Origin of the sequence: Paenibacillus canaveralius (genome assembly GCF_047238265.1) — a bacterium.
In the GTDB taxonomy this organism is placed as follows: Bacteria; Bacillota; Bacilli; order Paenibacillales; family NBRC-103111; genus Paenibacillus_F.
Map to the genome: position 1 here is coordinate 3,860,910 of NZ_JBDFMM010000001.1, position 23,266 is coordinate 3,884,175.

Genomic DNA, 23,266 nt, shown 5'->3' on the forward strand with positions numbered 1-23,266 from the left:
GGTATAGTAAACTACGTAAGCACGCTTCATCTGCCTTACTTAAATTTTAACGAGCATTCATGCCAGGGAGGTCCCATGTCCAACTCCACAACCATCCGCCCCGACTTCAAGGGGTTTGATTCATCCGATTTCGAAACGTTTGCGATTGACGGTCTGGACGAGCGAATGAAAGCGATCCAGGAACGAATTCAGCCGAAATTCAAAATTCTCGGCGAAACCCTGTGCGAAGATATCGCCCTGCATGCCGGAACCGAAATGCACCTGCATATCGCGAAGCACGCCCGGCGCACCGTTAACCCGCCCAAAGACACCTGGCTGGCTATCGCCGCCAATAAACGCGGATACAAGCAGCACCCTCACTTCCAGATCGGATTGTTCGACGATCATGTTTTCCTCTGGTTCGCCCTGATCTACGAGGTGCCCGACAAGAAGGCGATCGCCGGACGGCTTCTCGCGAGCCGGGACGAGCTGTACCGGAGCATCCCGGAGCATTATGTATTATCGTTCGATCATATGCAAAAACGGAGCGTGCCCGCAGGCGACCTGACGGCCGAAACGTTCGGCGATGCTCTTGTCCGTTTCCGGGATGTGAAAAAAGCCGAGTTTCTCGTCGGACGGCATTTTGACCAGCAGGACCCGATTTTGCAAAAGGGCGACGCATTCATCCAAATGGCGAAGGAAACATTCGAATCCCTGATGCCTTTCTACCGGACGGCCCGGGGATAAGCCGCCGGCTGGACGGTCCTATCCCCTATATCGGCAATTCCGCACGAAGTGTGAACCCGCCGGTCATTTCAAAAAGAACCGCGGCACGCAAATAATCCGCTCCCGTTTGGGAAATACTAGGAAGGACATCCGATCTAAAGGAGGTTCTTCCTATGTTTTTACAAGCATCCAAGAAAAAATGGGCCGGTACGCTGGCACTCGCTTTTCTGCTCGGTTCGGTATCCCTCGGCGCCAGACAGGCCGCCGCCTTCGGCTCTCCGGAGGAACTGCCCGACGAAGCCGTTCTCGGGCAGCCGACTCCATCCGCGGGCGTGCCCGGACGCCAGGACTCACATAACGCGAAAGACAGCAGCGTCCCCGGTCTTCCGATTCTTGAGGAAGCCGCTTCTATTCTCGGCACCACCGTCACTTCTTTGAAAGAATCGCTGGAGAAAGGCAAGAGCCTCTCCGACGTGGCCAAAGAAAAAGGAATCGGCGAGAAGGAGCTGACGGCGAAGCTGCTTGCGATCCGCGATTCGAAGCTCGATCAGGCCGTAAAAGAAGGACGGCTCGATGCCGGGCGCGCGGCGGCCTTGAAAGAGAGAATGGCCGAGCATCTTAAACGGATGATGCAGGATAAGGCGCTGCTTGAACATCATAACCGTCATCTCCACGGAAAAATGCGTCACGGCCTCAAGCCCGATCAGGAAAAGCTCGCCCAGGCCATCGGGCTCAGCAAAGATGAGCTCCACCGCGAGCTCCGGCAGGGCAAATCGCTTCAACAGATTGCCGAAAGCAGGGGCATTACGAAAAGCCAGCTCATCAGCCGCATCCAGGCCCTGCTCGCTCCCGATCTGGAACAATATGTCGAGCAGCGCGTTCCGGCGCGGGACTCGTGACCTTCTGCCCGCCGCGTACGCGGACTGTCCGACCGCTTCAATCCTTACGATAAAAAAGGAGTGCCCCCAGGGGGCACTCCTTTTTGCGGTTTCACATTTCTTAATAGGTCGTCACATTGCCCTTGTACATGTTCCCGGCCGGATTCCTCACATTGCCGTGAGCCTTGGCCTGCGTCCCTTGAGAAGCGTTAATCACATAGGCGGAAGACTGATCCAGGTTGACCGTATTGCCCGAGAAATCATTGTTCACGCCCCAGCCCGCCACAATCTGGTGAAGCTGAAAAGCGTCGACGATTATACTGTTCCCGTTCCTCGATCCCGTATTGTTGCGGATTACGGCATTGTTGCCTTTCACGTCGATGAAGCTGTCCGCATAGTTCTCGCCGCTGATGCCCGTACCGTCGAACACACAGTTCTCGACCAGCGTTCCGCTCGTTCTTTCTTTAATGTCGATATGCTCGGCGGTGACATTGGGACCGATTCGTACACCCCGGATAATCGTATCGTTAACGGTCTGATTGTAGCTGGCTCCTTCGGCGGAACCCACGTAGACGCCTTCCCCGAATCCTTTGTTTACGGTACCTGTGTCGTGAATATACGAATTTTCGAGAATCCCCCGCGAGCTTCCGTCGCGGAAATGCACGCCTTCGTAACCGATCCCGTACACCTCGACGCCCGAAATCAGCGTATCGTTCGAATTGTCCAGTATGATGCCTTTCTGTGCGTTCGTAAACTTGAGATTGCGGATCACCCAGTTGTCGCCCGTAATTTTCAGGCAGTAACCGCCTCCCGCCGAAGTGCCCGATACCACCGCCTGATTGGCCGGGTCCCGGCTTTCAATCGTAATCGGGTTCGCTTTCGTGCCGTTGACGGCCGAGGAAAATGTCCCCTTGTACGTACCCGGCGCAAGCACGATGCGGTCCCCCGGCAGGGCGTTTTTCAAGGCACTCTGAAGACACGAGACGGTCGAGCACGAAACGGTACGGAGCGCGGCTGCGGCCTGCTCTTCTATGCCTGCGGCTGCTCGGTCCGCGGATAACCCGGTTTCAAGCGGTACGGCGGCATACAAGGCGGGTGCGAACACGGAGCCGAGCAGGATGGCGGACAGCAGGCTTTTACGCAGCTTTTTTTGCCGGGCGAACAAAATTTTCATTACAACAGCCTCCTTTAAAATAAATACATCGAAAGTTTAAGCGCTTTCATTTATAATTCGAATAATTTCTTTTATTCACCTCCTTTATCTTCCGGCTGCTTTCAGTATAGCACACCGCTTCGGGAGCACCGGATGGGTTTTCTTACGATATTCAAATTTAGTTGCTCCCCTGCAAGACGGAGTATGGCGGAGCATGAATGGAAGATGGGCAGCGAGCTTTGCGTTTATTAAAAAAGCCCCGCGGCTTACGCGGGACCTTTAGGGAACGGCTCTTTGCCGGCCGTATGCAAACGCCTATGGATTCAGGCAGGCAAACGCACGGGAGTGCAGCAGCTTTTTACCGCCCGCTCATCCGCGGCTCTTCGCCAATATTCTCCACTGGAGCACAAGCAGGAGAAGCAGCACCGAGCCGCTTACCGTGAAGGGCACGGACGGACCGAACGCATCCCACAGCTTGCCCGAAACGATGGGGCCCACGATCATGCCGAGCCCCTCGATGGTCAGAAAAAAGCCCCAGACGGCGCCTCTCTTCTCCTTGGGCACACAGGACGCGATAAGCGCGTTCCAGGACGGGATAATAAGCGCGTAGCCGATTCCCAGCAGCCCGACGACGGCGTAAACGGCCGCGAGCTGCCTGATAAACCCGAGCGCCAGCAGAGCGACCGAGCTGCAAATAAGCCCGGCGGTCAGCAGTCCCTTGATGCCCTTGCGGTCCACGAGCTTTCCGACCGGCACGAGCAGGGCCACCGCCGCGCCTCCTCCGAGAATGAGCAGCATGCTGTATTGTCCCGGCGAAAGATGCAGAACTTCACGGGCATAGAGCGTGAGGATGGGAGTCAGCACTCCGAGCGCAAACGTCTGGATGAACATGGCCGGAAACAGCAGCCGGCTGACGTTCATCTCCTTTAGCGATGCGCGGACTTCCATCATGTAAAGACGCATGCGCACTCCCAGCGGCTTCTTATCGGCGGCCCGCATGGCAGCCGCGGCAGACGCGCTTCCACCGGCCTTGACGGCCTCCCCGAGGGGATCGGCGCCCGCTTCCATCGCCGCTCCCGTGGGGAATACCGCCGTAGCCGGAGTGTGCCGGCTCTCTTCCCCGTCTGTGTGAAGCGGCGGTTTGCGCGGCAGAAACAGGGCGATCAGCAGCACAACGCTCATGGAAATGAGCAGCAGCCTGTACGCCGGTCCGTAATTCGACCCGTGAATAAAGAAATTGATCACAACAGGCCCGAGGCCCGTACCGCTGAGCCAGGCCATGTAGACCACGCTCATGATCGTTCCTTTCGCCTTGTCTCCCGCGACCTCGGTCGTTCCCGCTATAACGGCCGGCCACAGCGGAGCGGTACCGACGCCCAGCATGGCGCATGCCGCCACCATCCAGGCATGGTGCGTGAAAGTCGCCATGATCAGTACGGAGCTCCCCGAGAGCAGAATGCCGATCAGCATGGACAGCCGGTAGCCGGCTTTGTCGATCAGCCATCCGACCGGCGTGCGGAACACGTTATCTCCGATATATTGGGCGGCCAGGGACCAGCCTACGACGAACGCCGTGGCACCCAGGACCGTTTTCATGTAAACGGGCAGAATCGTCAGAAGAAGCGCCCCTTTTACGAATTCCACCACAAACATAATCACCAGCAGCTGTACGACAAAGGGCGCGGCCGCCCCCATCTTGTTTTTCCAACCGGCCAGATTCATCATGCTATCTCTCGCCCCTCTCTTGCAGCGTTCTTTTGTTAGGTTTTCCCCGGGATGGACAAACTATTTTCAAAAAATATACTTGCATGCCCGTCCGTTTTTGTTATACTCTACTTTGTTTGTTCAATCTCGTGATTCGTATCAGCGATTCGCAGAAATTCCACGCAGAAGGGAAGGGTTGCCGGATGGATCAACATCGCACACCCCTATTCTCGGCCTTGCGCAAGCATGCGGAGAAAAATCCGATCCAGTTCCATATTCCAGGCCACAAAAAAGGAGTCGGGATGGACCCTGAGTACCGGGAATTTCTCGGCGAAAACGCACTGTCCATCGATTTGATCAATATCGCACCGCTGGATGACCTTCACCAGCCCACAGGCGTTATCGAAGAAGCCCAGAAACTCGCTGCGCAGGCTTTCGGCGCGGAGCACACCTTCTTCTCCGTCCAGGGCACGAGCGGCGCCATCATGACCATGATCATGTCGGTAGCCGGTCAGGGAGATAAAATCATCGTACCGCGGAATGTGCATAAATCCGTAATGGCCGCTATCATTTTCGCCGGAATCAAACCGGTCTTCATCTCGCCCGCCCGTGACGCGAACCTCGGGATCGACCACGGAATTACGACCAAGTCCGTACGCCGTGCGCTGGAGAAGCACCCGGACGCCAAAGGGGTTCTCGTGATCAACCCGACCTACTACGGCGTATGCACGCACTTGAAGGAGATCGTCGACCTCGTTCACAGCTATGACATCCCCGTTCTGGTCGACGAGGCGCATGGAGTGCTTATCCACTTCCATGATAAACTTCCCATGTCCGCAATGGAAGCCGGTGCGGACATGGCGGCTACGAGCGTACATAAGCTCGGCGGCTCCCTGACCCAAAGCTCCGTGCTCAATGTGCAGGGAAGCCGCGCCAACCCGAAACGCATTCAAACGATCATGAGTATGATGACGACCACTTCGACGTCTTATATTCTGCTCGCTTCTCTGGATACCGCCCGCCGTCATCTCGCTCTGAACGGCCATGAACTGGCCGAGCGGACAATCGGGCTCGCGGAATATGCGCGGGGCGAGATCAACAAGATCCCCGGCCTTTATTCATTCGGGGAAGAGATTCTCGGCACGGAAGCCACGTACGCTTACGATGCGACCAAGGTGACGATCCATATCCGTCATCTCGGACTGACGGGCTACGACGTCGAGAACTGGCTCAGAGACCGCTATAATATCGAGGTCGAGATGAGCGACATGTACAATATTCTGTGTCTGGTCACGCCGGGCGACACCGCCGATAACATCGACATGCTTCTCCAGGCGCTGCGCGAATTGTCCGCCGAGCACTACACCGGCAATGCCGAGGACGATTTGATCGTGATCATCCCGGAAATCCCCCAGCTCTCCCTGATCCCCCGCGACGCCTTCTACGGCGACACGGAAGTCGTTCCGTTCAAGGAGTCGGCGGGAAGAATCATTGCCGAGTTCATTTACGTGTACCCGCCGGGTATTCCGATTTTGCTGCCGGGTGAAGTCATCTCGCAGGAAAACATCGATTATATCGTGGAGCACGTGGAAGTCGGGCTTCCGGTAAAAGGACCCGAAGACCGCAGCTGCCAATTCGTCAAAGTCATCGTGGAAACGCAGCCGATTTTCTAATTTTGCTCCAAACAACGCAAGATTGTCAAAATTGTCCACGGATGCTATGATGTGGGGGATTGCAGTTTTGGAGGTGCCAAGCAATGAGTCAAAGCGCATTTATCCGTTTTGTCACAGGCTCCACAATGACTTCCCCCACCCTGGACGAACTGAAAGGCCAGCTCGAACATTACCGCGAGCAGCTTTCCAGAACCGGCAGCCAGTTGAGCTGGGAATACGATTCGGCGGGCTTCCCCTACACGGTGGAAACGAAACCCGAAGGGGAGGGCAGGTGGTTCTACCTGAAAGGAACCACACCTCGTTACCGCAGCATTGTTCTCGGTGTCGGAAGCGAAACGCGGGAAGACACTCTTCAGCATTACGTCCAGATCGTTCTTCCGGATACCGCTACCCACGGGGACAAATCCAAAGCCAACGAACTCGGGAAATATTTGGCCCGCCAGTGGAAAGCCCAATTGGACCTGTTCAACGGCCGCACCATGTACTTTAATCCCCGCAAATAATGAAACTTAAAAAAGAAATGCAGAAATCCCTTCTCCTTATACAGGAAAAGGGATTTTTTATCGTTCGCACGCATGCCGTACGTATGTAAGCTCAATACGAACCTATTCGCGGTTTTCTTCCTCGATAATCTGATTGTAGACCGCTACGACGCGCTCCCATTCAGCTTCATCTTCGATGTTCACCAGGTAGGCATCATCGTTTTCTTCTTCTATACGGAAGATAACACCGTCTGCTTCGGGATCGTTTCTGTCCAGCAGTACCGCGTACAGCTGATCCTGAGAGTCAAACGTGTACACCATGACCATTTCATGCTCTTTGCCTTCTTCGTCCGTTACAATAAACACGCTTTCTTCATGCTCATGGTCGTGATCGTGTCCGCAGCCGCAATCCTGATCGTGTTTGTGATCGCTCATTGTAGAACCTCGTTTCGTTTTAAATTTGCATCTTTCGATGGTATCGTATCACGGAAACCGGAGCAGGTCAAACGCCCGTATTCAGCCGATTTTTCCTTATAAATCCAAGCTTTGCAAAAATATCGGCAGACCGATTCAAAAGGAATCAATTGAGGTTAATGGGAATTACAGGATAAAATCGGTTCAAAAGAATATGCCGACTCTTCGGAAACCGTTTTCTCAAGAAAAGCTATAACACGCCGGGCATATTCTGCCGATTCTAAATGGTAAGAGCCCACGTGAGGCGCATCTGCCGTCCGCCAGAAATCGAACGCGTCGGGATGGCATCTCCACATCTCTTCGGAAGAAGCTTGAGGGATAGCCCGGTCGTCGCTGCTGTGTATAAAGAGAACGGGCCTCGGGTAGATCGCTTCAACCGCTTTGACCGCATCGACTCCCTCGGGATCGATTTTGAGCAGAGGCGGAAATAGCAGCAGGATAAGCGGAGTAAACGGAATGTTCGGCAATCCCGACCATACCGGCAAATTGGTTTTCAAATATTTTTTGAGATGATGAAACGGACTGTCCGCCACTACCGCGGCAACCTTCTCATGTTCGGCAGCCGCCAAAAGAGAAGTCGTCGCTCCCATCGAAAACCCGATAAGGCCTATGGCTTCACCGGAGTACGTCTCCGTTACCCAGTCGATGACGCCCAGCAGATCGTGCTTTTCATAATAGCCCACGGAGGTCATCCTTCCCTGGGAGTTCCCGGAATTACGGAAGTCGAACATGACCACGCGAAAGCCCGCCGTAACGAGATCCCGTGCTAACGCGAGTGCCGGAAGGCCGCGTTCGAGCCGGTTTCCGGCGTATCCGTGAGACATAACGACAGTCATCGGGTTCTTCCTGACCGCCTTATCCGGAGGAGGAAGATGCCAGCCGCTGAGCAGAATGCCGCCCGTCCGGCTCCCTATCTCCACCTCTTCGAAAACAAGCCCGTAATTCCGCGGCGAGTCGTCGACAGGCTGTCTTTTCGGATGAGTCAGCTGCCAGCCTACATAAGCGGCAATGCCGACCGAAGCAAGTAACCCGGCTAAAAGGAGCAAAAGGACGCCCCATACGATCCATATCAATACGTTCACTCTCCGTACCTATCTAGTTTGCAGCCGCTGTTGTCCGGCTATACAAAAATCCGATCATGCAGGAGGAGATCCCATGCTCATGTCCATGAACCGATCACTTGACCTGGAAATCGAATACCTCAAAAGCGTCCTGACTTATATGGCCGCGCAATACAAATACGAATTAAATCATCCGCGTGTCGTTGAAGTCAGCCAGCAGCTCGACGGCCTCATCGTGGAACGAATGAAAAAACGGGCCGCCTCCTAACCTTATTCAGGCCGTGAAGCGGCTCGCCGACTCAGCTGTTCATCAGTTTGCGGTACTGCACGTACATGGCCACCCGCCAAGGAAGCAGCATTCCGAACGCGAGAATAAAGAATACGGAGGCCGTCTGGTACACCGTTATGTATTCCTCCACGTACGAATGCAGAAATAAACGGATGGCGAGCAGGACGATCAAGATGATCAAAAACGCTTTGGAACGATGAAGATACACATGATCGCCCTGCTTGGAAAATCCGGATGTCCGGATTAACGGAAGAGCGAACACAACCGCTCCCACCGCGAAAGCGATTAACCCCCAAGAGACCGGTATCCGCGTAAACGGAGCGACAAACATAAGAAATCCCGTGCTCATGCCGATGGGCGGCATTAATATTTTCATCGCGTTTACCGGCCGTTTGGAAGCTTTCATCCGGATGGCGATTACGAGAAGCGCCATGCCGAGCGTTCCGAACAGGGAAATCGCTTGTAAATTCGAACCCACTGAGAAAGCCAACTCCTTCCCCTTCCTTCCGTCACATAACTGCTTTCTTTCATCCTTTATTATACCACTCCTTCGCTTTGGGAAGAAGCCGTTTTACTCCAAACTCTCATGGATTCCGCAGATGAAAGCGGTTGAAATCCAACTTTTTCCGTGCTAGAGTGTGGGTAGTACGTTACTCTACAGATCGGAGGCTTATTCTGTGAGCTTGCAGACTGCAAATGATCGGAACCGGCAGTGCGTTCGCCAAGAAATATTTCAACAACAATGCACTTTGGACCTGCGGCGGTTTTACTCTCCTGGTCGATGCCGGGAATACGGCGCCGCGCGCTCTGCACGAGCTGAATATGAAGCCGGATGAACTGGACGCTGTCCTGATTACACATCTTCACTCCGATCACGTCGGCGGGCTTGAAGAGCTGGCCCTGCAAATGCGTTACGTATACGGACGCAAGCTCAGACTGCTGCTGCCCGCGGCGCTGGAGGCTCCTATCTGGGAGCACACCCTCAAGGGCGGAATGGAGAACACAGGAGAAAATTTAAACCGTCTGGCCGATTATTTCGACGTCGAACTTCTTGAAGAAGGCCGGCCCTTGGAAATTCATCCGGGCTTCTCGATCGAAATTATCCGGACGCCACATATCGGCGGCAAGCCCAGCTTTTCCCTGTTCGTTAACGACTCCATTTTCTACAGCGCGGATATGATCTTCCAGCCCGAACTGCTTTTAAACGAAGTCGTCGGGAAAAGAGACTGCCGTCATATATTCCACGACTGCCAGCTGGAAGGGCCCGGCGTCGTTCACGCGGCGCTCGAAGAGCTGCTCACGCTGCCCGAGTCGGTCCAGTCGAGGATCCGGCTTATGCACTATGGGGACAGTATGCCCGCTTATGTCGGTAAAACGGGAAAAATGTCGTTTATCAAGCAGCATCAAATTTATACGTTATAAGCCGTATCCATTTTAAGAAACCAGGTGACCTGCCTGGTTTTCGTGTTTTTTATGAAGACGGGACTAAAGTACTAATCCAAAAACTTTGGCCTTTCACGCTTGTGAGCCCGGTCCGTTCGCCGGCTCCCGCTGCGCGGCACGGCCTTTTTCAAGTGGGGTGGATTGTGTGATTTACAAATGGTTCGTTATCTTCTATGCCTCGGTCATCAGTATCGCTTCGTGGAACCTCGGATTATCCGTTACCGGGTGGCTGCCGTTAAGCCTCCTGTTCCTCGCCGCCGCCGTCCTCGGCCTTAAAAGATCCTCCGTCACCTTCTCAGCCGTCAAACTGCTGCTGTTTACGCTGTTTCACTGGAGCAGCCAGACCGATTGGTGTTTCACCCTTTATTTGCTCCTGCTCGCTTCGGAAGTGTACCAGTCCGAGTCGCGCAAAACCGTCTGGATGCTGGTAACGCTCAATCTCATCACCTTTCCGGTTATCGCGCTGATTACCGCACCCGCTTTTTCCATGTATCCGCCTTTCTGGATGGTTCTGCTTTACTTGAGCAACTTCGTCATCTTTATGGGACTCGCCTTTACCGTATTCCACACATTCAGACAAAGAGACAAACTGGCCGTGGAAAGAAGACAGCTGATGACCCACGACTCTCTGACCGGCCTCCCCAATTTCGAAGCGTGCCACGCGATGCTTCATAACCTGGTCGACAAGGAAACCCGGCTGCTGTTTATCCTGATTGACTGCACGGATCTGAAAGCGATGAACAAAACGCAGGGCTTCCACGCGGGCAACCAGATCCTGAAGCAGATTACGGTGCTGCTGAAAACTAAATTTTCCCAGGCGGCATTCATTTCCCGTTACGGGGGAGACGAATTCGCGATAGCCGTCACCTACGAAGACAAAGAAACGATGCTCGCCTATGTCGACCAGCAGCTCGGCTCGGAGCTCCCCAAATTGACGGGGATCCAAATCACCTACGGGATTGCGGTGATGCCCGAAGGCGGGGCTTCGAAGGACGATCTCGTGCTTCTTGCGGAAAACAGCCTGTTCGGCATGAAGCGGGAAATGTGGCTGAAGCGCGAAGAACACATGCTCCGCTCGGAAAAGCTCAGAATCGTCGGCGAACTCGCTTCCGGCATGGCGCATGAAATCCGGAATCCTTTGACGACCATCAAAGGTTTTCTGCAAATCTCGAAATCGAACGGCTACAACATCGAAACCTGGTACCCCCTGATTATGGACGAAATCAGCAGAATGAGCGAATTGACCGCCGAATTTCTGCAGTTCTCCAAACCCCACGCCGTACAGTTCAGGGTGCAGTCGATGCAAGTGTGCATTCAGCGCGTCATTTCGCTGACCTTATCCGAGACGTCCCGGCTGGGTCATGAAATCGTGTATCATCCTCCGGAAAAACCGCTGAATATTCGGATGGACCAGGATAAGATGGTGCAGCTGCTCATTAATCTCTTCAAAAACGCGTATGAATCTATGGAGGACAATAAAAAAATGGCGATCCGCCTTTATGAGCGAGATCACCATGCTGTGCTCGAAATCGAAGATCAGGGCAGCGGGATTCCCGTGGAACAGCTGGGCCAGATTTTCAATCCGTTTTTCACGACCAAAGACAGCGGAACGGGGCTCGGCCTGTCCATCTGCCACAAAATTGTCCAGGATCACAACGGTACGATCGAAGTGGAAAGCCTCATCGGCAAAGGCACGACGTTTATTATGACCTTCCCCCTAGCCGAGTCCGAATCGTCCTCCTGCTATCCGCTTAATTGCCGCAAGGACGCGGTGTGAAGCTTATAAAGATTTGACCATCCTTACGTGAGGAATACCGGCGTCATCGAACGGCTCCCCGGGAATCGTTTCGTACCCTATTTTTTTGTAAAAAGGCTCGGCTTGGCACTGCGCATCCAGAACCGCTCCCTTATAGCCGAGTTCTTTGGCGTGGGCTTCCATCGCTTTCACGAGAACGGATCCGAGGCCGGTACCCCGGTTCGCCTTGAGCACGGCGATGCGCTGCAGTTTCGCCCGGTTTTCTTCATAGGGCTTCCACCTGGCGGCCGCGATCGCTTTTCCCCCTTCCCGGATGAGAAAATGATGCCCGCTTCGGTGAGATGCGTCCAGCTCGTCTATTTCAAGTTCCAGCGGCACGTTCTGCTCGTCAACGAAGACTTCTTTGCGGACGCTCAGGCATTCTTTAAGCTGTTCGTCCGTCGTAACGCGAATAATTTCCATCTGCCATTGTTCCCCTTTCGTCCAAACGATACGAGATATGATAGCTTATCCGCGCATCCTTGTCCAGACGGAACATCCCCGGCATCCGGCCCTTTTCTCCGCCCGGCTCATCCGGTGCCTCCCCAAACTTTCCCCTCTGCGGATTCGTTTCTGACTCCCCGATATAGTATAATAGATCGTGAGAAATGATAAATTGCGCTTATTACGCAAAGGAGTATTATTCATGAATATTGCCTTTTTTCTTCTGCCCAAACTCGAAGTGATCACAACGACGATTGATGCCACACTAAGACAAACCCTGGAAAGAATGGAATACCACCGCTATACGGCGGTTCCTATTCTTACGGAGGATGGCAAATATATGGGAACGGTAACCGAGGGCGACCTGCTCTGGTTTTTGAAAAACTCTCCGGGTATCACCTTCGATAACGCTCATCGGCATACGCTGGAGGAAGTTCCCCTCCGGATGAGAAATAAACCGGTACACATTCATGCAAACATGGAAGATCTTATCGATCTTGCCAAGGTGCAGAACTTTGTACCGGTCGTGGATGACGCAGGTAATTTCATCGGAATTGTGCGCCGCAGTGACATTATCGAATACTGTGCCAAACAAATGTTTCAGGCACCCGTTTAGCGGCAAGCTGCGGGTTGAAGATGTTCGCGGCCTCTCCTACCCGGAGAGGCTTTTTGTATGAAGTCGGATATGTATTAAGACGGGGGGAGTTTGTAGGAAGGAAGGTGGCAGAGTAAGAAGATTGAGGTCCGAATCCTGCTGACATCCGTGTTAAACGGAAAGAGAGACAAACTCATCCGTCGGCCTGTTCTCGTAACAAGGACGGAGGCTTTCCGGATGGTAAGCCGGCTGTTTTTCCGGTTCCTGCTGCCGCTCTTGGGCCAGCCAAGAATCCAAGAATCCGGTACCAAATCCAAGCTGCTTGCTCATGACTCGAATATCGATGTTTCTCATACTCCCTGCTCATCCTCTCTAATAGTCCGGTTGTTGCGGGTCAAGCCTCTGTAAGTAAACAACACTATCATTACTTTATATGGACTTCCGGGAACTGTAAATAAGTGTATCTTGTCGAATTCTCTAAAGAATGAATCAATGGCCCTCCCCGTTTTCAGGCAAGAAAAAAAGCCGTTCTCACGGCTTTCACGCTATTGCAAAGGTCCGGAAGAACCCGATGAGGACTGGTTTTTTTCCACAAATTCACTGGTCCAGTCGATCATTCCGTTCATCAGATATAAGATCAGATTCACGACATCCTTCTCCGTCAAGGACTGGTTCGTCTGCTCGGATACATACTGGGACGTTTTTCTCTCAAGCTGTTCGACCATGTTTTTGATGACATAAAGATCGTCCGCCATTTCCGATACGGCGGCGGAGACTTCCGTTATTGCCGGAATTGCCGTTTTGCTGCCGGGAAGAGCTTTGAGCCTGCTCATTTCCGCTGCCGGCCGAAGAATCCTGCCCGCTTTGCCCGTCTTGGGATTGCTGGCCCTGGCCGTTCTGCGCTTGCTGTCTCCTACCCGAAGAAGCGCTGCGTCTGGATGAGTGGCTGCCTCCGGCTCCCCCCTGATCCTGATTCTCGTCTTGCTGCTGACTTTGTTTCTGTCCGTCGTCCTCACTTTGGCCCGATTCCTGCTGGCCGCCGCCCGAACCGCCGGAGTTATCGCCGGAATTTTGAGATCCGCCGTTCATAATCATTTTTTTTAATTGTTCAAATTCCACAAGAAGCATATCGTTCTGCTTGGACAGATCGTCCATCTGCTGCTTAAGTTCCTGGGTCTTGATCATGCTTGCTTGCCTCCATCCAGCTTAATCGCCTATTTGCCTTCGGATATCGTTCCGCATGCGATGCGGTTACCCGAATTTCCGGCCGGATCGGACTTCATATCATCCTGCTTTTCATGGATGACCAGCGATGTTCCTCCCTGCTTCAACAACGAATTCGGCTTGTCCTTCTCCAGAGTAAAGGCTTCCGAGACCGTATCCAATTTGGCTTCTCCGTTTGCTTCCGCTTTCAGATTCGGCAAGTCCCCCACGTGAGGACCCTGGGGATTTTCCATCCCGTGCATTTTGGAGTCGGGGTTAAAATGTCCCCCGGCCGTCTTGAAATCCGGTCCGGCGCATACGCCGCTTTCATGAACATGGATCCCGTGTTCTCCGGGAGCAAGTTTCGTAGCCTGAACCTGGATGCGGACCCCTTTGTTCTCTTGGGTAAACTTTGCCGTGCCGACCACGCTTCCTTGCCCGTCCTTGAGCTCAATCTCGACTCCGGACGAGGACGATGGCGAAGAGGACGGTGTTGCGCCCGGCGAAGCGGAGGGCGCCGTTGCGGCGGTAGGTAACGCCTCCGGCGGTATAGTGGAGTTCGGGTCCGCGTTTTTGTTGTTGCCGCTGCCGCAGCCGGTGATCGCCACTATGGCGGCCGCAGAAAGCAGCAGGGAAAGAATCGGTTTTCGCATTATGAAACCTCCTGATCCGATAATTTAGGATATGCCAACAAGCCGCTGCCTAAACGCGGCAATTTCCTTTTTTCTTACCCGTAATGACCTTCGGATCAAACGTTTTTGGTAAAAAACAGGAAATTGGTCCTTGCTGCCGGACCCCGGAGGCGTTTTCGCACCCGCACAAATAGGTCTCTCCGGTGTCGCAATCTGTCAAGCTGACTCCGGAGGACCTATTGATGTGAACCGCAAAGGGATCTTTATTTAAAAGCCATGGCGGCATGCACCGCTTTCTGCCAGCCTTCGTACAGCTGTTCGCTGCGCCGGGCCGGCATACCCGGTTCGAATGTGCCGCCGACCGACCACTGCGCGGCGATTTCGGCGCAATCTTTCCAGTACCCGACGGCCAGCCCCGCCAGATAAGCGGCTCCGAGCGCGGTCGTTTCATTGATGAACGGCCGCTCGACCGGCACGCCCAGCATATCGCTCTGGAACTGAAGCAGGAAATCGTTGGACACGGCCCCGCCGTCCACGCGCAGCTTCTTCAGCTTCGTGCGGGCATCCGCCTCCATCGCCGCGAGCACGTCCTTCGTCTGATAGGCGAGAGCTTCCAGTGTCGCGCGGATAAAATGCTCTTTGGTCGTTCCGCGCGTCAAGCCGAAAACGGCTCCCTTCACGTCGCTGTCCCAGTAGGGAGTCCCCAGTCCCACAAAAGCGGGGACCACATATACGCCGTCCGTCGATTCTACGCGCGCCGCATAAGTTTCCGTATCCTTGGCCGATTTGATCATCCGCAGCCCGTCACGCAGCCACTGGATGGCCGAACCGGCAACGAATATGCTTCCTTCGAGAGCATATTGCACTTTGCCGTTCAGACCCCAGGCAATCGTCGTCAGCAGCCCGTGACTGGAGGTAACGGCCTGCTCTCCGGTGTTCATGAGCATAAAGCAGCCGGTGCCGTATGTATTTTTGGCCATGCCCTTGTCAAAGCAGGCCTGCCCGAACAAAGCCGCCTGCTGGTCTCCCGCGACGCCCGCAACGGGCACTTTTGCGCCGAAGAAATGGGACTCGCTCGTATATGCGTAAACTTCGGAGGAAGACCTGACTTCGGGCAGCATGCCCGCCGGAATCGTCAACAGCTCCAGCAGTTCTTCGTCCCAGCGCAGTTCGTGGATGTTGTACATCAGAGTCCGCGATGCGTTGGTATAGTCCGTTACGTGGGCTTCTCCCACGGTCAGCCTCCAGATGAGCCACGTGTCGATCGTGCCGAAAAGCAGCTCTCCGCGTTCCGCCTTCTCTCTGGCGCCTTCCACATGGTCGAGAATCCATTTTACCTTGGTTCCCGAAAAATAGGCATCCAGCAGAAGCCCCGTTTTATCGCGGAATTTCTGCTCCAGCCCCCGCTGCTTGAGTTCGTCGCAAATTTGCTGGGTTTGTCTGGACTGCCAGACGATGGCGTTATACACGGGCTCGCCCGTTGCTTTATCCCAGACGACAGCGGTTTCCCGTTGGTTGGTGATTCCGATGCCCGCCACCTGCTCCGGTTTTACTCCGGATTCGATCAGGCAGGTTGCCACGACTGCCAAAACCGACGCCCAAATCTCGTTGGCGTTATGCTCCACCCATCCCGGCCGGGGAAAATACTGAGTAAATTCCTGCTGGGCGGTATGAACGATTTGACCCTCGTGATTAAACAGAATCGCCCGTGAACTGGTGGTCCCCTGATCGATGGACATAATATAGGATGACATGAGTCCGCTCCTCCCTGCCTGCTGTGAGAATAATCTTCGTCGGCCCGGGGCCGCGACGCTTGCGCAAAGCTTCAGAGACCGCCGGCCGACGCCGCAAAAAAAGAGACTCACGACAAACCAACCGGATTGCAAAATCCGATGCTTCGTATGAATCTCCATAGTCTCCGTCACAGTTATTAACTTTCTTGTAGCATAACGCGTAATAAAAACGCTGTCAACATTAACTCCACCTTCCGATTTCCGCAGACTGCCGTTAATGAATCAGGACAGGCATGGAAGATTCAAGCCTTTCCACACCGCGCGTTGCTCGGAGTCACATGACGGTGGTCAACCACGCGTGCTTTGAAAAAATTCCACCCATTCCCCGTCCGGCCCGTGAAAAAAGAAATAACGCGATCCGTTCGGCAGCGTAGTAATTTCCGTATCGATCATAACGACATCCGTCTTCCGGATCCGTTCCAATTCCGCTTCGATATCGTCAACCGTAAAAGCCAGATGATGGACCCGGCCCTCTTCGGTTAAACTTCCGCCGTAACCTTCGATTAACTCGACTTCCGTTTCACCCTTAGCGTCAAAGCCAAGAAACGCAAGCTTCATCGCTCCGTTAGTCACAGTATCTTTCAGCTTCAAGCCTACGACGGATTCGTAAAACGAAACCGATTTTTCCATGTTCGTAACCATAACCCCTACATGCTCCAATTTTGTAACCGCCATTTGTTCTGCTCCTCTCGGTATGACAAACTTCTTTCTGTCTTTATTTTGGGACAAAACAAAGGACGAAGCAAGTTTTGCTCCTTATATTTTCCGTTATTTTACGCAGCACAAAAAAGCCGCTTCTTTTCATAGCGGTTTCTTCAGAAGTTTTTGATATCCCGTTAAATAAAAGTCCCTACACATTAAAAAAAGCGCCCGGTGCGCTTCAATCGCCACCGCCGCCTCCCCCGTCTCCGCCTCCGGAACAATCGCTGCCTCCTCCGCTGCCGCTGTCACAATCCGAACTCCCGCCCCAGAAGCTCCATCCGGAATCCGTATAACCGCTGCTGCCGGAATCGGAAGAATGATACTTGTTTTTGCGCTTTTTTGGCGGGTTATACACGCTTGTGGCCAATCTAAGGACAATAAAGACGATTACAGCAGACCAGACTATCATTATCATATGTTTTCACCCTTTCTCTTGTTCTACCTTCTGTTTTCATTATAAAATACCTTTCTAATCTTTGCAACAAAATTATCTGAAAATTTAGATAATTATACGGTGACGGTTTAAATTAGCTCCGGAACGGTTAACTTAAAGAGACGAAACCGGTTACCCGGCTGTCACGTCAGAAACGTACGCTTACTTTATTTCGAAGGGAGTTTTCCACATGGACAAGCGATCGAACGATGATGTCGGTATCTATAATGAAACTTCAAATACAGCGGGCGGCATCAATACTCCTCCTGACCGCGAGGACAAAGCCGCAACCGATCCCGTCAGCGACGTCGTCGAAGAGATTATGGACAATCTTTCCGGCGAGCATCCGACCGGTCCTTCTTCTGAAAAACCGTCAAATAAGCGTTAATTGACTGAGCAGCGGACTCTTCCCGATTGGACAAAAAGCCCTCCAAAACCGTATAAGCGGCAGGAGGGCTTTTTGTGAGAAGCAGGAATTCCATGTTAATACAGCTTTCTTTTAAAAACACAAATTACTTCTTTGGAAGATCCTTGATGCTGGCTTGTATCAAAGCAGGATATCAGCTCCCAGCCCTGCGCCCCCATTTCGTTAAGGTCTTGATCAAACTCATCCAGATCCAACTTGCCACCTACAAAAAAACCTTTTGTAAAAAATTTCAACGTCTGATATTCCCAGCGTTCCATCCTTTTTCCTTCCTTTCTCCATCTAAATCGGGCCGTGTTCCAGGCCGCCTATTTCTCTACCGCCAATCTAAGCGATAAAAGGGCAAGCACAACGGTGAGCGGCGTCATGAACAGCTTTTCGGCACCGGAGATCGAGACCAGATTGCCGGCCGTATTTAGCAGCATGAATCCGAACAGCACCCACATTCCGATCCGTGCCGCTTTTTTGAACCTGCCAGGCAGCACATAGCCGGCTTTTAGAGCGATTAAGGCGATAAATACGATCTGCATAAGAAGGGAGATACTTTCCAGCATAATCAGCTCGGTTTTGTTATTTATTCGTCCGCCCCAAATAAAATGAGTAGGGAGAATCCTAAGCAGAATCAGAACGTGAACCGAAAGCATACCTGCATTTATGACCAGCAGGAGAATGCCTGCCAGCCTGGAAGATATTATCCGCTTCATTTCTCACCTCTTGAGAAGTCAATATTCAATCTGATAAGACAGATTTTTTCAAGCCTTCCCTCTGCTAATTAATCGAATTAATCATCGTATCGCTGTTTTCAGCTTAAATCACCTCATCTTCATAATCAATCCTATTTCTTTTGCATGTCCGAAAGTATCGCACATTTCATAAATCAGTGCTAGTAGCGGCACTTGATAAAGGGTTCCCCGTAAATGGTGGCTTCGCCCTTCAACATGTCCACACCTTTCCTCGTAAATAACATAGAATATATCATCTCAAAAGGAAGGGTGATAGATTTGGCAAACAAAGATGTAAGGCTTCAATTATTCTCCGGCATTAATTTTACAAATCGGCGGATTGTTTTTAGACGTGGAGGTGTAGCGATTCGGGATTTAGGCGCGTTTCGTTTTGATAACATCCTTTCCAGCTTTCGTCTTAGAAATGTGTCTACCACGGATTCAGTGACACTCGTTTTATTTTCGCGGATTAACTTCCAAGGATCTTTTCGCGTGTTTCGCGGAAGTCAAAGTGTGTCCAATCTGGGGAGCTTCAACAATCTGACTTCGTCCCTCATTTTAGTAGGACGTAACCTTACTAACTCGCAAATTCAAGAGATCCAAAGTACCGGTATTCCTCCTCGCGATATTTTGGTAATCAGACAATAACAGATGATTTAAACTTTAGTCAGAAACAAGTTCAACCTCTATCCTTGAAATCGAACGTTCACTCAAGTTATCGTTTAATAACCACTTCTAGGTTTTCATAGCCAATTTCGTAGTATAAAAAGCAGGGGCTGCTGTCCCCTGCTTTCTTTTTCATCACCTGCATCTGTGTTCGTTTTCTCCACCGTTCCTAAACACCAGTATGCGAGTAAAGGGAGCCAGGACGCGGTCCCCCTACACCTTCCCATGTAATCCTGTAGTTTTAATATCCAAAATAACTTAAATTATCTATACATACCAAAATCTGTTTTATATAATAAAACCGGAGGTGATAACCATGTATAGCAATATGACCAATAATTTTTTGATCTATGACCGCCAGCACCGTGGTATTGACAATGATCCGGATATTTATAACCGGTACAAAAATTTTTTAGTTTTTATTGGTTTTGATGCTGCCGAGGCGGAGCTGGAGGTCGCCTATTTTATGAATGCCGTCTTTGATACGATGGACTGAGGAAACTCAGTCTGTCATTCCGTGATTGGCAGTAAGAGAATCGTCACCAAAATTCAGCATTAGAATCTTTTCAATAATTGATAATCTTCATATTTATCAAGTCACTACTGATATTTTGTTCAGACGACTTTTCGTGTTTATTTTGTACTATGTAAATGTTTTATAAAAAAGGTGTTGACAGTGTCGAGAATCCTTGGTATTATACTACTTGTCACTAAGACAACTGAAGATTTTACAAACATGACTTGATAGCTCAGCTGGGAGAGCACCATCTTGACAGGGTGGGGGTCGTCGGTTCGAGCCCGGCTCAGGTCATACAAGAAAAACCCTTACTCTGTAAGGGTTTTTTGCCGTTTATAGGCTGTTTTTAAAAAACGTTCCACCCCATTACCCAATTAAAAAAGGTCCCTTCCGGGACCTCTACTCGTTTACGCTGTCGGCACTACCCTGCTTTTCAGAAACTGCAGCGTATGTTCGATGACCTGCTCCAACTCCGCGGAAGTGCCTGCAAACGGATGAACCGTATTGAACGAATGATTGGCGCCGGGAATTTGAATCCACTGGACTTTCGGCTGGTTCTCGACGAGTTTTTCCGACCCTGCCCTCAGGTTGGCGTGATCTTCTTCACCCTGTATGAGCACAACCGGAAAAGCGGCCCCCCTCATCCGTTCCAGAATGTTAAACTCCTCCTTGCGGGCCTCTATATCATCCAGGATGACCTTATCGAGCGGCATCTGCTGCTTGGTCCTCACGTTAGCGATATATGTGCGCCCTTCCCTACGCAGCTGCTCCTTAGCGGCTTCGTCGAAAATATCCACCTGCGTAATTCCGTTCCAGCTGACAACTCCGGCAATTTCCGTAGGATGATCCAGCGCATAGATCAAGCTTACGCCCGCCCCGCGGCTGTGACCGAGCAGAAAGACCGGCAGCTTGTTGACCGGATTGGCGGAGCCTCTATGCTGATGCTCCTCACTGGAAAGATTAATCCCCCTGCTGTGATGAGGGTAAAAAACTATTGGCTTCTCCCGATCGGATTTCAGCAGTTTGTTTTTAAAATCCCACTCATCCGTCAAGACGGAAATGAGGGTCGACAAGTCGTCCAGCTCACGGCTGTACGTGTTTTTCGCGAATTTTTCCAGTTCACTGAACGACTGCCCGTCCTCTCCCACTCCGTTATGTGTAAAATCGAAGGTAATGACATCCACATCCTGGGCCAGTTTCGCCGCCGCGTAAGGGAACATCCCCCAGTTCTTAAATCCCTTAAAGCCGTGCGAGACAATGAGAATGCCCCTTGCTATAGAAGACGCCGGATAAAAATCTCCGCGAATGACATTGCTCTGATCCATTACGATCTCAAACGGTATCGCCATGGTAACGCCTCCCCGCTTATTTACTTATTTGTCTACTTAATACCCTTACCCGTTATACAACCATTTGTTAACAGGAAAAATAAACTGCAAAAAACTCCCTTGTCTCATTCTGCGGTGTGCATAAGTGAAAGAAGGGAGTTTTCTGTTCGTTTAAACGTTGTTGCCATGATGCCGAAGACCGGACTCGAACCGGTACGATAGTCACCTACCGCAGGATTTTAAGTCCTGTGCGTCTGCCAATTCCGCCACTCCGGCTTATAATGGGCCCTGAGGGACTCGAACCCCCGACCAATCGGTTATGAGCCGACCGCTCTAACCAACTGAGCTAAGGGCCCGGATATGTAATGTAAGGCTGAAAACAGGCAAAAAAAATTTGATATATTGCGGGGGCAGGATTTGAACCTGCGGCCTTCGGGTTATGAGCCCGACGAGCTACCGGGCTGCTCCACCCCGCGTCAGTAATTAGCAATGTCGTATAGCGACAAAAATAAATATACAATACAAAGTACGGTTAAGTCAAGACTTTTTTAATAAACCGAATACCTGACACCGAAACGTCCTTTTTTGGACTTGAAAACTTCGACTTCGGACGGGCATTCATACCCGTAAATCCACCAGTCTTCCTCCATCCGCTTGGCAAGGACACCTGCCTGAAACTTACTGTCATAAAGTTTTACCCAATATACCCACTGCATGGTCCTCACTCCGTTGATGATGTTATTGGCCTAGAAATAGCATATCCAAAAAGGCATTCGCTTATTTGAAGGCCAACACCGTCAGCGGGATTTTTCATAAAAAAGAAGCAAGGTGTGCAATTTACACCTACTCGTTGTCTTCACCGGGTTCGCCTTTTTCGTTTTCGTCCCTGCTTCTATGGGCAATTCTTCCCGAAGCGGCCGAGGCAATGGCGGCTACCAGATCATCGAGAAAGGTATGCACGGCGCCCCCGCTCTTCGTATCCAGCCGTTTGATCAAGCCGGTCTTTTCTTTGTCCAGGTAGCCGAAAGTCGTGATGGCTATGCTGCCGTAGCCGAAAACGGAACCGATCGCGAGCGTTTCGTCGCACCCGAATAAACTCTCATCCGTTTCCAGAATGGATTGAAGCGGTTCTGTGAGCTTTTTCTGCTCAGCCAGCATATCGAGTTCGGTTCCGACCAGAATCGCGTGCTGAAGCTCTCTTTTGCCCAGAACGGCCTTAATGGACTGCATGCACGTATCCATCGATAAACCGGGGTGGTAGGGCGCCTGCATGGCGTATACGATCTCTGCGATGTCTTCCAGGCCCGCTCCCCGGTCGGCCAGCCTTTGCAGCACGACTTTTTTAATCTCCCGGCTGTGAACTTGTCGTCTCACGGTCTTCTCCCCTTAAACTTTCACGATATGTTCAGTATATGACTTCAATTAAGATGGGGTATGGGCGCCCGCGGACAATGTATCGCCTTAAAATGAAATTGTGAGGAGCCTGCAAACACGGTATAATAAGAACTAGTCGACCATAATTTAGGGAGGGATTCCATATGATGTACGGCATCGCCATTCTTCCATCTGCAGAGATTAATGAGTTTGCCAACAGTTACAGAAAAAGGTTCGATCCTTATTATAGGGTGATTTCGCCCCACATTACGGTTCGTGAGAAAGAAGATTGGACCGAAGAGCAGTCTGCAGACTGCCGTCAGTCATTTGGAAGATTTGAGCCGCACCGTATCCCCGTTCCAACTTACGTTCAACCGGTTCAGTTCCTATTTTCCGGTCAATAATGTCATCTATCTGGCGCTGGAGCAGGTGGTTCCGGTCATCGATCTTCATGATAAGCTTTGTGCGGGCCCTCTCTCGGAAACGGAAAAGGCTTACAGCTATCACCCTCATCTGACGATCGGTCAGAAATTGGGAGCCGATGAGCTGCACGACGTACTGGCCAGCGTAAAAAACACACCTGTGGATTTTTCGTTCAAGGTGGACAGCATTCATCTGCTCGGCAAGCAGGCAAACGGCGAATGGTCCGTAATCCGCTCATTCCCGTTTCAAGGGTAACGAACGCTTTACTTTAATAGAAAAAGGCCTTCCGGCTAAACCGGAGAGGCCTTTTTTTGGGTTATAGGAAGCGAAAGGACCGCCATACATGCACGGCC

The 23,266-nt window shown here is 51.8% G+C and carries 30 protein-coding genes and 4 tRNA genes; 13 read left to right on the plus strand and 21 right to left on the minus strand.

Translation table 11 applies throughout. From position 1 onward, the window contains the following. Positions 1 to 75: 75 nt before the first annotated feature. Positions 76 to 726 carry a YktB family protein gene (locus tag ABC395_RS17390; protein WP_413005003.1) on the plus strand — a complete coding sequence of 217 codons (651 nt, stop codon included), beginning with the start codon at positions 76 to 78 and terminating at the stop codon, positions 724 to 726. A gap of 152 nt (positions 727 to 878) precedes the next feature. Then, a complete protein-coding gene (locus tag ABC395_RS17395; RefSeq protein ID WP_413005005.1) occupies positions 879 to 1,604 on the plus strand; it encodes a hypothetical protein in 726 nt (241 codons plus the stop codon). A gap of 100 nt (positions 1,605 to 1,704) precedes the next feature. On the opposite strand, the gene ABC395_RS17400 is transcribed toward ABC395_RS17395, so the two are convergent. Further along, on the minus strand, positions 1,705 to 2,757 hold the full coding sequence (locus tag ABC395_RS17400) for a right-handed parallel beta-helix repeat-containing protein (RefSeq protein WP_413005007.1): 1,053 nt from the start codon (positions 2,755 to 2,757) through the stop codon (positions 1,705 to 1,707). A gap of 348 nt (positions 2,758 to 3,105) precedes the next feature. Beyond that, complete coding sequence (locus tag ABC395_RS17405; protein ID WP_413005008.1) at positions 3,106 to 4,461, minus strand: MFS transporter; 1,356 nt, start codon at positions 4,459 to 4,461, stop codon at positions 3,106 to 3,108. Between the two features lie 182 nt (positions 4,462 to 4,643). On the opposite strand from ABC395_RS17405, the gene ABC395_RS17410 reads away from it, so the two are divergent. Both ABC395_RS17410 and ABC395_RS17415 read left to right on the plus strand, forming a co-directional pair. Next, positions 4,644 to 6,113, plus strand: coding sequence for an aminotransferase class I/II-fold pyridoxal phosphate-dependent enzyme (locus ABC395_RS17410; RefSeq protein WP_413005010.1), 1,470 nt, complete (start codon positions 4,644 to 4,646; stop codon positions 6,111 to 6,113). Between the two features lie 83 nt (positions 6,114 to 6,196). Then, positions 6,197 to 6,616 (plus strand): DUF1885 family protein, encoded by a 420-nt coding sequence (locus tag ABC395_RS17415; RefSeq protein ID WP_413005012.1) that lies wholly within the window; start codon positions 6,197 to 6,199, stop codon positions 6,614 to 6,616. Between the two features lie 102 nt (positions 6,617 to 6,718). Here ABC395_RS17415 and ABC395_RS17420 read toward each other — a convergent pair whose 3' ends face one another. Together ABC395_RS17420 and ABC395_RS17425 are read right to left on the minus strand one after the other, a co-directional pair. Further along, positions 6,719 to 7,030, minus strand: coding sequence for a DUF1292 domain-containing protein (locus ABC395_RS17420; protein ID WP_413005014.1), 312 nt, complete (start codon positions 7,028 to 7,030; stop codon positions 6,719 to 6,721). Between the two features lie 155 nt (positions 7,031 to 7,185). After that, positions 7,186 to 8,151, minus strand: coding sequence for an alpha/beta hydrolase (locus ABC395_RS17425; RefSeq protein ID WP_413005016.1), 966 nt, complete (start codon positions 8,149 to 8,151; stop codon positions 7,186 to 7,188). Between the two features lie 73 nt (positions 8,152 to 8,224). Here ABC395_RS17425 and ABC395_RS17430 point away from each other — a divergent pair, with 73 nt between their 5' ends. Further along, complete coding sequence (locus tag ABC395_RS17430) at positions 8,225 to 8,398, plus strand: aspartyl-phosphate phosphatase Spo0E family protein (RefSeq protein WP_413005018.1); 174 nt, start codon at positions 8,225 to 8,227, stop codon at positions 8,396 to 8,398. Positions 8,399 to 8,429: 31 nt separating this feature from the next. On the opposite strand, the gene ABC395_RS17435 is transcribed toward ABC395_RS17430, so the two are convergent. Beyond that, positions 8,430 to 8,897: a CcdC family protein gene (locus tag ABC395_RS17435; protein WP_413005019.1), complete on the minus strand. Its 468-nt coding sequence runs from the start codon at positions 8,895 to 8,897 to the stop codon at positions 8,430 to 8,432. 218 nt (positions 8,898 to 9,115) lie between these two features. Here ABC395_RS17435 and ABC395_RS17440 point away from each other — a divergent pair, with 218 nt between their 5' ends. Then, the gene (locus ABC395_RS17440; RefSeq protein WP_413005021.1) at positions 9,116 to 9,841 is read left to right on the plus strand and encodes an MBL fold metallo-hydrolase; all 726 of its coding nucleotides are present in this window, start codon (positions 9,116 to 9,118) and stop codon (positions 9,839 to 9,841) included. A gap of 166 nt (positions 9,842 to 10,007) precedes the next feature. Next, positions 10,008 to 11,639: an ATP-binding protein gene (locus ABC395_RS17445; protein WP_413005023.1), complete on the plus strand. Its 1,632-nt coding sequence runs from the start codon at positions 10,008 to 10,010 to the stop codon at positions 11,637 to 11,639. A gap of 3 nt (positions 11,640 to 11,642) precedes the next feature. Here ABC395_RS17445 and ABC395_RS17450 read toward each other — a convergent pair whose 3' ends face one another. Further along, the gene (locus ABC395_RS17450; protein WP_413005025.1) at positions 11,643 to 12,080 is read right to left on the minus strand and encodes a GNAT family N-acetyltransferase; all 438 of its coding nucleotides are present in this window, start codon (positions 12,078 to 12,080) and stop codon (positions 11,643 to 11,645) included. Between the two features lie 223 nt (positions 12,081 to 12,303). Between ABC395_RS17450 and ABC395_RS17455 the strand changes: the two genes are divergently transcribed. Then, a complete protein-coding gene (locus tag ABC395_RS17455) occupies positions 12,304 to 12,717 on the plus strand; it encodes a CBS domain-containing protein (RefSeq protein WP_009671848.1) in 414 nt (137 codons plus the stop codon). A 150-nt stretch (positions 12,718 to 12,867) separates the two neighbouring features. Here the strand turns inward: ABC395_RS17455 and ABC395_RS17460 are convergent, their stop codons facing one another. The 7 genes from ABC395_RS17460 to ABC395_RS17490 all read right to left on the minus strand — a co-directional run bounded on the left by ABC395_RS17460 (position 12,868) and on the right by ABC395_RS17490 (position 17,441). Further along, positions 12,868 to 13,050 (minus strand): hypothetical protein, encoded by a 183-nt coding sequence (locus ABC395_RS17460; protein ID WP_413005027.1) that lies wholly within the window; start codon positions 13,048 to 13,050, stop codon positions 12,868 to 12,870. A 191-nt stretch (positions 13,051 to 13,241) separates the two neighbouring features. Next, complete coding sequence (locus ABC395_RS17465) at positions 13,242 to 13,421, minus strand: hypothetical protein (RefSeq protein WP_413005029.1); 180 nt, start codon at positions 13,419 to 13,421, stop codon at positions 13,242 to 13,244. Then, complete coding sequence (locus ABC395_RS17470) at positions 13,405 to 13,881, minus strand: hypothetical protein (protein ID WP_413005030.1); 477 nt, start codon at positions 13,879 to 13,881, stop codon at positions 13,405 to 13,407. Before ABC395_RS17470 ends, ABC395_RS17465 begins: the two co-directional genes overlap by 17 nt. Positions 13,882 to 13,910: 29 nt before the next feature. Next, on the minus strand, positions 13,911 to 14,552 hold the full coding sequence (locus ABC395_RS17475) for a superoxide dismutase family protein (RefSeq protein ID WP_413005032.1): 642 nt from the start codon (positions 14,550 to 14,552) through the stop codon (positions 13,911 to 13,913). Between the two features lie 242 nt (positions 14,553 to 14,794). Then, positions 14,795 to 16,285: a glycerol kinase GlpK gene (gene glpK / locus ABC395_RS17480; protein ID WP_413005033.1), complete on the minus strand. Its 1,491-nt coding sequence runs from the start codon at positions 16,283 to 16,285 to the stop codon at positions 14,795 to 14,797. 327 nt (positions 16,286 to 16,612) lie between these two features. Further along, the gene (locus ABC395_RS17485; RefSeq protein ID WP_413005035.1) at positions 16,613 to 16,999 is read right to left on the minus strand and encodes a VOC family protein; all 387 of its coding nucleotides are present in this window, start codon (positions 16,997 to 16,999) and stop codon (positions 16,613 to 16,615) included. Positions 17,000 to 17,204: 205 nt separating this feature from the next. Next, positions 17,205 to 17,441, minus strand: coding sequence for a hypothetical protein (locus tag ABC395_RS17490; RefSeq protein WP_413005036.1), 237 nt, complete (start codon positions 17,439 to 17,441; stop codon positions 17,205 to 17,207). A gap of 208 nt (positions 17,442 to 17,649) precedes the next feature. On the opposite strand from ABC395_RS17490, the gene ABC395_RS17495 reads away from it, so the two are divergent. After that, the gene (locus ABC395_RS17495) at positions 17,650 to 17,847 is read left to right on the plus strand and encodes a hypothetical protein (protein WP_413005038.1); all 198 of its coding nucleotides are present in this window, start codon (positions 17,650 to 17,652) and stop codon (positions 17,845 to 17,847) included. Between the two features lie 95 nt (positions 17,848 to 17,942). On the opposite strand, the gene ABC395_RS17500 is transcribed toward ABC395_RS17495, so the two are convergent. Next, positions 17,943 to 18,143 (minus strand): DUF4177 domain-containing protein, encoded by a 201-nt coding sequence (locus tag ABC395_RS17500; protein WP_103993657.1) that lies wholly within the window; start codon positions 18,141 to 18,143, stop codon positions 17,943 to 17,945. Positions 18,144 to 18,191: 48 nt separating this feature from the next. Further along, positions 18,192 to 18,587: a hypothetical protein gene (locus tag ABC395_RS17505; RefSeq protein WP_413005040.1), complete on the minus strand. Its 396-nt coding sequence runs from the start codon at positions 18,585 to 18,587 to the stop codon at positions 18,192 to 18,194. Between the two features lie 297 nt (positions 18,588 to 18,884). Between ABC395_RS17505 and ABC395_RS17510 the strand changes: the two genes are divergently transcribed. From ABC395_RS17510 to ABC395_RS17520, 3 genes are all read left to right on the plus strand, one after another. Next, complete coding sequence (locus ABC395_RS17510; protein ID WP_413005042.1) at positions 18,885 to 19,253, plus strand: hypothetical protein; 369 nt, start codon at positions 18,885 to 18,887, stop codon at positions 19,251 to 19,253. Between the two features lie 334 nt (positions 19,254 to 19,587). Beyond that, a complete protein-coding gene (locus ABC395_RS17515; RefSeq protein WP_413005043.1) occupies positions 19,588 to 19,767 on the plus strand; it encodes a hypothetical protein in 180 nt (59 codons plus the stop codon). Positions 19,768 to 20,009: 242 nt separating this feature from the next. After that, positions 20,010 to 20,082 (plus strand) — tRNA-Val (locus tag ABC395_RS17520). A 113-nt stretch (positions 20,083 to 20,195) separates the two neighbouring features. On the opposite strand, the gene ABC395_RS17525 is transcribed toward ABC395_RS17520, so the two are convergent. The 6 genes from ABC395_RS17525 to ABC395_RS17550 form a co-directional block, all read right to left on the minus strand. Then, the gene (locus tag ABC395_RS17525) at positions 20,196 to 21,137 is read right to left on the minus strand and encodes an alpha/beta fold hydrolase (protein WP_413005045.1); all 942 of its coding nucleotides are present in this window, start codon (positions 21,135 to 21,137) and stop codon (positions 20,196 to 20,198) included. A 169-nt stretch (positions 21,138 to 21,306) separates the two neighbouring features. Beyond that, a tRNA-Leu gene (locus ABC395_RS17530) sits at positions 21,307 to 21,392 on the minus strand. Between the two features lie 6 nt (positions 21,393 to 21,398). Then, positions 21,399 to 21,472, minus strand: a tRNA-Ile gene (locus tag ABC395_RS17535). A 46-nt stretch (positions 21,473 to 21,518) separates the two neighbouring features. Next, positions 21,519 to 21,592, minus strand: a tRNA-Met gene (locus tag ABC395_RS17540). Between the two features lie 72 nt (positions 21,593 to 21,664). After that, complete coding sequence (locus ABC395_RS17545) at positions 21,665 to 21,832, minus strand: hypothetical protein (protein ID WP_009671780.1); 168 nt, start codon at positions 21,830 to 21,832, stop codon at positions 21,665 to 21,667. Between the two features lie 127 nt (positions 21,833 to 21,959). Next, on the minus strand, positions 21,960 to 22,490 hold the full coding sequence (locus tag ABC395_RS17550) for a phosphatidylglycerophosphatase A family protein (protein ID WP_413005047.1): 531 nt from the start codon (positions 22,488 to 22,490) through the stop codon (positions 21,960 to 21,962). Positions 22,491 to 22,766: 276 nt separating this feature from the next. Between ABC395_RS17550 and ABC395_RS17555 the strand changes: the two genes are divergently transcribed. Continuing rightward, complete coding sequence (locus tag ABC395_RS17555; protein WP_413005048.1) at positions 22,767 to 23,168, plus strand: 2'-5' RNA ligase family protein; 402 nt, start codon at positions 22,767 to 22,769, stop codon at positions 23,166 to 23,168. The last annotated feature ends 98 nt before the right edge of the window (positions 23,169 to 23,266 follow it).

What these genes read in the sequence shown, in the direction of transcription:
- ABC395_RS17415 (WP_413005012.1), top strand. Translation starts at nt 6,197, where the DNA reads ATGAGTCAAAGCGCATTTATCCGTTTTGTCACAGGCTCCACAATGACT.
- ABC395_RS17440 (WP_413005021.1), top strand. Translation starts at nt 9,116, where the DNA reads ATGATCGGAACCGGCAGTGCGTTCGCCAAGAAATATTTCAACAACAAT.
- ABC395_RS17400 (WP_413005007.1), bottom strand. Translation starts at nt 2,757, where the DNA reads ATGAAAATTTTGTTCGCCCGGCAAAAAAAGCTGCGTAAAAGCCTGCTG.
- ABC395_RS17495 (WP_413005038.1), top strand. Translation starts at nt 17,650, where the DNA reads ATGGACAAGCGATCGAACGATGATGTCGGTATCTATAATGAAACTTCA.
- ABC395_RS17505 (WP_413005040.1), bottom strand. Translation starts at nt 18,587, where the DNA reads ATGAAGCGGATAATATCTTCCAGGCTGGCAGGCATTCTCCTGCTGGTC.
- ABC395_RS17485 (WP_413005035.1), bottom strand. Translation starts at nt 16,999, where the DNA reads ATGGCGGTTACAAAATTGGAGCATGTAGGGGTTATGGTTACGAACATG.
- ABC395_RS17420 (WP_413005014.1), bottom strand. Translation starts at nt 7,030, where the DNA reads ATGAGCGATCACAAACACGATCAGGATTGCGGCTGCGGACACGATCAC.
- ABC395_RS17545 (WP_009671780.1), bottom strand. Translation starts at nt 21,832, where the DNA reads ATGCAGTGGGTATATTGGGTAAAACTTTATGACAGTAAGTTTCAGGCA.
- ABC395_RS17460 (WP_413005027.1), bottom strand. Translation starts at nt 13,050, where the DNA reads ATGAGAAACATCGATATTCGAGTCATGAGCAAGCAGCTTGGATTTGGT.
- ABC395_RS17430 (WP_413005018.1), top strand. Translation starts at nt 8,225, where the DNA reads ATGCTCATGTCCATGAACCGATCACTTGACCTGGAAATCGAATACCTC.
- ABC395_RS17395 (WP_413005005.1), top strand. Translation starts at nt 879, where the DNA reads ATGTTTTTACAAGCATCCAAGAAAAAATGGGCCGGTACGCTGGCACTC.
- ABC395_RS17490 (WP_413005036.1), bottom strand. Translation starts at nt 17,441, where the DNA reads ATGATAATGATAGTCTGGTCTGCTGTAATCGTCTTTATTGTCCTTAGA.
- ABC395_RS17455 (WP_009671848.1), top strand. Translation starts at nt 12,304, where the DNA reads ATGAATATTGCCTTTTTTCTTCTGCCCAAACTCGAAGTGATCACAACG.
- ABC395_RS17465 (WP_413005029.1), bottom strand. Translation starts at nt 13,421, where the DNA reads ATGGTCGAACAGCTTGAGAGAAAAACGTCCCAGTATGTATCCGAGCAG.
- ABC395_RS17410 (WP_413005010.1), top strand. Translation starts at nt 4,644, where the DNA reads ATGGATCAACATCGCACACCCCTATTCTCGGCCTTGCGCAAGCATGCG.
- ABC395_RS17390 (WP_413005003.1), top strand. Translation starts at nt 76, where the DNA reads ATGTCCAACTCCACAACCATCCGCCCCGACTTCAAGGGGTTTGATTCA.
- ABC395_RS17470 (WP_413005030.1), bottom strand. Translation starts at nt 13,881, where the DNA reads ATGATCAAGACCCAGGAACTTAAGCAGCAGATGGACGATCTGTCCAAG.
- ABC395_RS17500 (WP_103993657.1), bottom strand. Translation starts at nt 18,143, where the DNA reads ATGGAACGCTGGGAATATCAGACGTTGAAATTTTTTACAAAAGGTTTT.
- ABC395_RS17515 (WP_413005043.1), top strand. Translation starts at nt 19,588, where the DNA reads ATGTATAGCAATATGACCAATAATTTTTTGATCTATGACCGCCAGCAC.
- ABC395_RS17405 (WP_413005008.1), bottom strand. Translation starts at nt 4,461, where the DNA reads ATGATGAATCTGGCCGGTTGGAAAAACAAGATGGGGGCGGCCGCGCCC.
- ABC395_RS17525 (WP_413005045.1), bottom strand. Translation starts at nt 21,137, where the DNA reads ATGGCGATACCGTTTGAGATCGTAATGGATCAGAGCAATGTCATTCGC.
- glpK (WP_413005033.1), bottom strand. Translation starts at nt 16,285, where the DNA reads ATGTCATCCTATATTATGTCCATCGATCAGGGGACCACCAGTTCACGG.
- ABC395_RS17475 (WP_413005032.1), bottom strand. Translation starts at nt 14,552, where the DNA reads ATGCGAAAACCGATTCTTTCCCTGCTGCTTTCTGCGGCCGCCATAGTG.
- ABC395_RS17450 (WP_413005025.1), bottom strand. Translation starts at nt 12,080, where the DNA reads ATGGAAATTATTCGCGTTACGACGGACGAACAGCTTAAAGAATGCCTG.